General features: G+C 42.6%; 6 protein-coding genes. 4 read left to right on the forward strand and 2 right to left on the reverse strand.

The features are described 5' to 3' along the window. Positions 1 to 467: 467 nt before the first annotated feature. The 3 genes from VGA95_01070 (at position 468) to VGA95_01080 (ending at position 3,183) form a co-directional block, all read left to right on the forward strand. Positions 468 to 1,229, forward strand: a complete 762-nt coding sequence (locus tag VGA95_01070) for a hypothetical protein (GenBank protein ID HEX9665132.1) — start codon at positions 468 to 470, stop codon at positions 1,227 to 1,229. Positions 1,230 to 1,452: 223 nt separating this feature from the next. Further along, entirely contained in the window at positions 1,453 to 2,379 is a 927-nt protein-coding gene (locus tag VGA95_01075) for a methylated-DNA--[protein]-cysteine S-methyltransferase (GenBank protein ID HEX9665133.1), read from the forward strand. Positions 2,380 to 2,415: 36 nt separating this feature from the next. Further along, complete coding sequence (locus VGA95_01080; GenBank protein ID HEX9665134.1) at positions 2,416 to 3,183, forward strand: SDR family oxidoreductase; 768 nt, start codon at positions 2,416 to 2,418, stop codon at positions 3,181 to 3,183. 26 nt (positions 3,184 to 3,209) lie between these two features. On the opposite strand, the gene VGA95_01085 is transcribed toward VGA95_01080, so the two are convergent. Beyond that, on the reverse strand, positions 3,210 to 3,425 hold the full coding sequence (locus VGA95_01085; GenBank protein ID HEX9665135.1) for a hypothetical protein: 216 nt from the start codon (positions 3,423 to 3,425) through the stop codon (positions 3,210 to 3,212). 307 nt (positions 3,426 to 3,732) lie between these two features. Beyond that, positions 3,733 to 4,329, reverse strand: coding sequence for a hypothetical protein (locus VGA95_01090; GenBank protein ID HEX9665136.1), 597 nt, complete (start codon positions 4,327 to 4,329; stop codon positions 3,733 to 3,735). Between the two features lie 262 nt (positions 4,330 to 4,591). On the opposite strand from VGA95_01090, the gene VGA95_01095 reads away from it, so the two are divergent. After that, positions 4,592 to 6,516: ABC-F family ATP-binding cassette domain-containing protein (locus VGA95_01095; protein HEX9665137.1), on the forward strand; the 1,925-nt coding region annotated here is incomplete at its 3' end.

Consider the following 6,516-nt stretch of genomic DNA (forward strand, 5'->3'; position numbering starts at 1 on the left):
GGACCTTATCACACTCGACGAAACAATGCAAAAAGCGTTTTCCGGTTAGTAATCGAAATTCTCCCTCCTCCCCTTGTCATTTGCAAGCTCCCCCATAGTACCTGTACCCTTATTATTCCAACGGGGTAACATTCGGGCACAGAATTTAACGGGAATTCATAGAGATGCTAATAAAAATTAGTCAACAAAAGATTTAACCCCCTTTCTAGACCCCCTTTATTTATTGCTTTAAGAGGATTTGGGCACCAGCGCGTGAAGATGCAGACGCTCATTTTTGCGCTATAAATGGTCAATAGTCAAGATGCGTCACCCTATCTTTGAAGAGGAGTATTACAGAAATCATACTTCACATAGAGATGCTGCCTGACAATAGGGAAAAAATAAAGATGATATAAAAAAGTAAACTGTGTATTATTCTAGTGTTATATACTTGACAGCAAATGTTATAACACTAGTATCAATTAAATATGCCAAAAAGTACACTCATAGTATATGAACCTATAGATAAATTTGGTAGGATGAGTGAATACTGGAGTAAATATATAAGCTTCTATAAAGAATATTGGGGAGGACCGACTTCTCCATACGGAGTATGGTTTGGAGATGAGTATAGAGATTTCCAGTACAAATTATCAAAGTTTCTCGAAGTCGATGAGATTCACGATTGCCTGTTTATGAAGGGGAGTGATGGGAAATACCTTATTTCACCCCTCCGTTTATTTAAAAATGAATACATGCTTCATTCGGACAATCATATTCCGTTACAATGGTTTATATTATTTGAAGACGATGAAAGAAAGTTCTTTTACACCCATATGGGGTTTGGGAGAATTCATTACGGAACGGATTTAAAACAAAGTCTCAACCGGATAGATAAAGCGGATGGGATAATAGAAGACTCAATTACGGCACACAGTGAAGCGACAGAGCAGTCGGCGTTCTTGATGAAGTTAAAAAGGATCCAATCTGATTTGTTCGAGCTTAGGGCTTGGCTTTCAGAATTTGATACATTAAGCTATCTGGTTCTCGATTACGGAGAGTTATGTTCCTTCATTAATCCCTATACTCTTAATATGGATCACAGCTCAAAAGAGGCATGGGATATGTTGAGTAACCTGAACAATGGTAATATAGGCGAATCCAGGCGAATACTGAATTCATTGCTCGAGAAGTGGGAAACCGTAAAGAAAAAAGTTTCAGCTGACATATTGAAAAACGACATCCAGTAAAATCCCTTAATATTTTAACTTTCCAGATTCAGGAATTAATACTGAACTCATGCTCCTAACACTTTCATATAGCATGATTTAAGCCGTTCCTCACTGAATGGAGATAATATTTCTCTCACCTAGAGAAATAGCAAGAAACGGATTGCTAAAAAAATTATGGGGATCTAAAATATAATAGACAATTATGATGCTAACATTTGTTTGAATCTGTGAGGCTTATATATTGTTCGAAGATAATTTATACAAATTATCGAAAGATTATCAAAGAATCGAGCAGACTATTCTGTATCTGGATAAGCATTTCCGGGAACAGCCTACGTTGAGTGAACTTGCCAAAAATGTAAATCTCAGTGAATATCACTTTCACCGTTTATTTAAAAGATGGGCAGGTATAACGCCTAAGCAATTCCTGAAATTTTTGACTATTGAGTATGCAAAAAACCTTTTAGACGAGTCACAAAGTCTTCTCGATATAACTTATAACTCGGGACTCTCAAGCACAAGCAGGCTGCACGAACTCTTTGTCACAATCGATGCAGTTACTCCCGGAGAATTTAAAAAAAAGGGGCAAGGTCTGGTCATTATTTATGGAGTCCACCCCACGCCCTTCGGAAAATGTCTTCTGTCCGTAACTGAAAGGGGAATCTGCGGACTGTCTTTTATAGCAGAGAACAATGTCGATGAAACAATAACAAGCCTCATGAAAGAATGGAACGGGGCAAAGTTTATTGAGAATGCAAATTTTACACGCGATTATATAGATAAAATATTCATTCCCTCATCAAAAGAGGATAGACCGAAATTAAATTTATTCTTAAAGGGTACCAACTTTCAGATTAAGGTTTGGCAGGCATTACTTAATATACCTTCTGTGCATGTTCTGTCATATGAGGACATAGCAAAATCTATAGGCTGCCTTGACGGGTTGAAAACTATAGGAAAAGCGGTGATGTCAAACCCGATTGCATATCTCATCCCCTGTCACCGATTAATCCACAGTATGGGAATTTTCGGCTCCTATAAGTGGGGCACAGCAAGAAAAAGAGCTATGGTGGGATGGGAAACGGCTAAGGGAAAAGTCGATTTATATGATCGACACACAGAGGATATGCAAATTCTAGATAAATCTGCATGCACCGATGAGATTTGAATAGACGGTAAAACTTAATAAGGAGGGTATATCAACATGAAGCTTAAAGATAAAGTAGTGATAATTACGGGGGGGAGTTTAGGTCTGGGGAAAGACACTGCACTTCTGTTCTACAGAGAAGGAGCCAGTGTCATAATAACAGGACGTACGGAAAAAACTCTTAAGGAAGCAGTTGGAGACGCTCAAAATCAGGGCAGTGGGGGTGAAATTGAATATCTGGTAGCCGATGCCTCGAAGGAAGAAGATTGTAGAAATACTGTCGATTACGTCATAAATAAATATGGAAGAGTTGATATTTTATTCAATAATGCAGGAGTACTTTATGTATATTACACCCATGAAACTCCAATTGAAATTTGGGACAAAACGTTTGAGATAAACGTGCGGGGCACATTCTTAATGTCAAAATTTACGATTCCGCACATGTTGAATCAGGGAAAGGGCTGCATAGTCAACAACTCTTCAATTCTAGGATCAAGAGCAGCGCCAGCGTGTGCCGCATATATCGCTACAAAGGGTGCTATTGCACAGTTAACGAGAGCTATGGCTGTCGAATATGCACAACAAGGAATCAGGGTAAATGCAATTTGTCCCGGAACTACGGTTACACCCTTGGTCGAGGGTCTATTCGAACAAACGGATGACCCGGAAGGGGCAAGGAGACTCTGGGAGTCCTACAATCCGATGGGCCGTCTCGGGAAGCCGTCTGAAATTGCGAGGGGTGTGCTGTTTCTATGCGACGATGAAGTCGAGTTTATGACCGGCAGTATGCTTCACATAGACGGCGGCTGGATTGCGCGTTGACTTATGAAATTAGCTGTCACTTGAACTTAAACTGCAAAATAATTGTATCTATTTAGCAGGAGGGGTCGTTTTATCGGAGTGATTTCCTTGGTGGTGGAGGTGGGATGAAGGGATGAGATGGGGTATGATGGGGTATGCACCCCTTCTTCCCGGGGCTCCGGCTCGTTCAATTCGACTGCCTCCTGCGCCTTTGCTCCTTTTTCTGTTAAAAGAATTCCTTCTCTTGAGCCTTCCCTATACACAGTTAATCAATTTCCGTTTTGAAGTGGACCTAAAGAGGAAAAACCCCATCATATTTGAAGGTCCATTCAGAAAAACCCAGACTGATTCGTTTCTTATTTCGGTCTGGGTTTTCTATTAATGATCTGCCCCCTAAGATATAGCCATAATTTAAGTTAGATTTTTGAAGGACAATCAGAAGCAGTATTTCATAATTATTGCAAATATGCTGTACATTACTTATGAGTCCGACTTAAACCTTATTAAAGGGGACGCAACCCTTTGTTACAAAGGCAGAAGCTTAAACATAGCTAACTCAATCATTTTGCTTTATTTCACTCCGGGACAAAAGGTTGCCGGTGATTTTTCCAGGCCCAGGGCTTGTCCGAGTATCTCGGTAGCGCTGACAAAAGCTTCTACCGTCGCGCCTGACCAGAAACCAGTATTGCACGTAATGCCATTGCAATTGGCCCCATAGGTTACAAAGCGATTTGTGCGCTTGATGTCGCAAGCGCAGATCGCCTTGAGTGGATCTAGCGGATCTACCGTGCATGGTTTGTCTAAACAATCCGTCCAGGGTTTCCCACTGGGACAGATCATTACCGGCTTGGTAGGGGCCTCGGCGAAAGAGTATGTGGAAATTAATGTCTCAACCCCGCTTTTATCACTATGAGGAGCCCGTTCCGGGCATGGTTTCATGCCGAAGCTTTTGCCTTCGTTTACTTCACAAAGGCATATCGCAATTGTGTTGGGGTCCCGCGGATCGGGAACGCACGGCGCGGATGTGCATAATACATAGCGTCCTTCACAGATTACGCCTTCACTCGCATTTCCTGTGGCTTCGCCTTTTGCTCCCGAACTAATAAGGAATACCGCAACGTTTGTCAGAAGGAAAAATAACGATATTGAAAAACATGCTCGAGCCATTTTGAACCTCCCTTTCGATACCGATTTTTAGATACGGCTAATATCACTAGAATAGCACACGAAAGATTATTTAAAGAAAATAGGGAATAAACTAGGGACAGAAACTTACATAAATCATTTCCAGAGCCTCTGTCCCTGGTTCACTTGATAATTCTGGCTTTTGAGGTTGATTATTATCGGTTGGTGAAACCGACGAGGTCTAGCACCAACAAGAGTGCCTCCCCTATATTCGCTATTCCGGGGGCTAAGATACAAAAATAAGATGATTCAGCTAACAGATATTTCTCTATCATTCGGTTCGAGGGAGATATTCAAAAACCTTTCCTGGCATATAAAGGGCGGTAAAAGAATAGGTTTATTCGGTCCGAACGGGGTAGGTAAGACAACATTGCTCAATATGATAGCGGGCGTCGTTGCTCCTGAAAGAGGATCGGTCAGCATCCCCCCTTCTCACACCATAGGTTATTTACCTCAGGAGGTTGAGGATACCAGCTCGGATAAATCAGTTATTGAAGAGGCGCTTAGCGCATTTAAGGATGTGAATAATCTTGAGGGCGAATTGGAATCGCTGACACAAAAATTGAGCGAAATAGGAGAAACCAATTCAGATAGATACAAGAAAACACTCCTGCGACTAGACGCAATACATAACGAACTTAGAACAAGGGACTCGCATACTCTTAAATATCAGTCGGAGAAATTGCTAATGGGACTCGGGTTTCAAGACTCGGACTTAACCAAACCCCTTACTACCTTTTCGGGCGGATGGAGGATGAGGGTGGCGCTCGCAAAGCTTTTATTACTGAAGCCGAATGTTCTTTTGCTGGACGAGCCTACTAATCACCTGGATATAGAAAGCATAGATTGGCTTGAGGATTATCTGGGATCCTTTCAGGGAAGCGTGATCATGGTTTCGCACGACCGTTATTTCCTGGACCGCATGGTCGATAGTATTGCAGAGCTGGACTTGGGGCAAATTACGGAGTATTCGGGGAATTACTCGTCTTATCTAAATGAGCGGAGCGCCCGGCTCGCTATGCAAGAACTGGCATTCAAGAACCAGCAGAGAAAAATAAGGGAGACCGAACGGTTTATAGAAAGGTTCCGTTACAAGAACACCAAGGCAAGGCAAGTCCAGAGCCGGATAAAGATGCTGGAGAAGTTAGAGCGTATACCCGGGCCGGCCTCTGATAATGCATCGATACATTTTAAATTTCCCGAGCCAGAGCGGTCTGGCAAAGTTGTGGTTGAGCTCACGCAATTTTCAAAGTCATATAAGAATAAGGACGGTCGCGGTATCGAAGTTTTCTCGGACGCTGGCCCCCTCTCGATATTAAGAGGAGACAAGATCGCGCTAATCGGAAAGAACGGAGCGGGGAAAAGCACTCTTGCGAGAATTTTACAGGGAGTAGAACCCTTTTCAGGTGAGAGAAAAGTCGGACATAATGTGGAGCTGACTTTCTTTGCGCAGGATCAAGCCGAATCGCTTTCCCCCAGGAATACTATAATAGAGGAGCTTGAAGCGGAGCCTACGTCACAGAACGAAACCGAAATCAGGTCGCTTCTCGGCGCGTTTCTTTTCAGTGGGGAAGAAGTTTATAAAACGATAAGAGTATTGTCGGGTGGTGAGAAAAGCAGAGTAGCTCTCGCAAAGACTCTCCTGTCACCTAAAAACTTCATGATCCTGGACGAGCCTACGAACCACCTGGATATAAAGTCGAGAAATGTCCTTGTCGATGCCCTTAAGCAATATAAAGGGACATTCCTTGTCGTGAGTCATGACAGGCATTTCCTTGATCAGGTTGCTAATAAGATCTGGTATGCCGACAAGAGGAATATAATTACTTATCCCGGGACATATTCGGAGTTTCATTATCATGAAAAACTGAGTGAAAAAGAAACCTCGGAGATATCCAGTGATAAAAGACGTGGCGAGATTGGGGGGAATGGCAAAAGAGAACCGGAAGCGGGGGGTCGAAATATCCGGCCCATGGGAAATAAGAGGGAAGAAGCCCAAAAGCGAAACCGCTTATACAAACAACTTAAGGAGCGTGGGATTGAGAATATGGAAAACTGGCGTGAGCTCTCCTTAAAACAGCTCAAAGCGGCACTCGATGCGCTTGAAGAGACAATTCATAACTCCGAGAAGAGGAGACAGGAGCTGGAAGAATTCCTAGCCGATGCTCG

Source organism: Thermodesulfobacteriota bacterium (assembly GCA_036397855.1).
Taxonomy (GTDB): Bacteria; Desulfobacterota_D; UBA1144; order Nemesobacterales; family CSP1-2; genus DASWID01.